This is a genomic window from Cellulomonas septica (genome assembly GCF_012396155.1).
GTDB classification, from domain to species: domain Bacteria; phylum Actinomycetota; class Actinomycetes; order Actinomycetales; family Cellulomonadaceae; genus Cellulomonas; species Cellulomonas septica.
In genome coordinates, this window is record NZ_JAAXOY010000907.1 from 1 (window position 1) to 1,021 (window position 1,021).

Annotated in this window: 1 protein-coding gene; it reads left to right on the forward strand. The window is 76.9% G+C overall.

Going from position 1 to position 1,021, the window contains the following annotated elements; genetic code table 11:
* Window positions 1-95: 95 nt before the first annotated feature.
* Window positions 96-1,021, forward strand: a 926-nt coding sequence (locus HGA02_RS20190; RefSeq protein WP_168681216.1) for a glycoside hydrolase family 3 protein, incomplete at its 3' end; no start/stop codon positions are given.

The window sequence follows — 1,021 nt, forward strand, 5'->3', positions numbered from 1 at the left end:
CCCGCCCCGCGGAGCCGCACCCGACCGCTCCGCGACCGTCGCCGTCGCCGACCCCGACGTGCACCCCCGCGCCCGTCGAGCACCAGGCGGCCGCGGTGCTCGTGGTCGGCCTCCCGGGGGTGACCCGGCCGGACGACCCGCTCGCGACCGAGGTCACGGGCCTGGGCGTCGGCGGGTTCTTCCTCTCGGAGAGCAACGTCGTCTCGACGCGTCAGGTGACCGCGCTGACGCAGGGCCTCCGCGCGCAGGCGGGCCGGCCGGTCGTCGTCGCGACCGACGAGGAGTCGGGCCGCGTCGCGCTCATGCGCGAGCTCGTCGGCGCCGGCCCGTCGCCGCGCAGGATGGCCGCGCGCGAGACCCCCGACGCGGTACGGGCACGTGCTGCCGAGACGGGGACCGTGCTCGCGCAGGTGGGGGTCGACGTCGACCTGGCCCCGGTCCTCGACCTCGACGACGGTCCGGCGGGCGGCGTCATCGGCGACCGGTCGTTCAGCGCCGACCCGACGACCGCGGCGGACTACGGGCTCGCGTACGCGACGGGCCTGGCCGACGCCGGCGTCACGCCGACCGTCAAGCACTTCCCGGGTCACGGCCGCTCGACGGTCGACTCGCACACCGCGTCGTCGCTCGTCGAGGCGACGCTCGACGAGCTCACGGCGACCGACCTGGTCCCGTTCCAGCGCGCGATCGACGCGGGGGCGCCGGTCGTGATGATGAACCACCTCGAGTACGCCGTGCTCGACGCGGACCTGCCCGCGTCGCTGAGCCCGCGCGCGTACGCGCTGCTGCGCGACCTCGGCTTCCGCGGCGTCGCGATCACCGACTCGGTCGGCATGGGTGCGGTGAACACCCGCTGGGACTTCCCCGAGGCGGCGGTCATGGCCGTCGCGGCGGGTGCCGACGCGGTGCTCGCGACCGACGGCGCGCAGGCGGTGCGGATGCGCGACGCCCTGGTCGACGCGGTCGCGTCGGGACGCCTGCCGGAGGAGCGTCTCGCGGAGGCCGCGGCCCGGGTGACGGC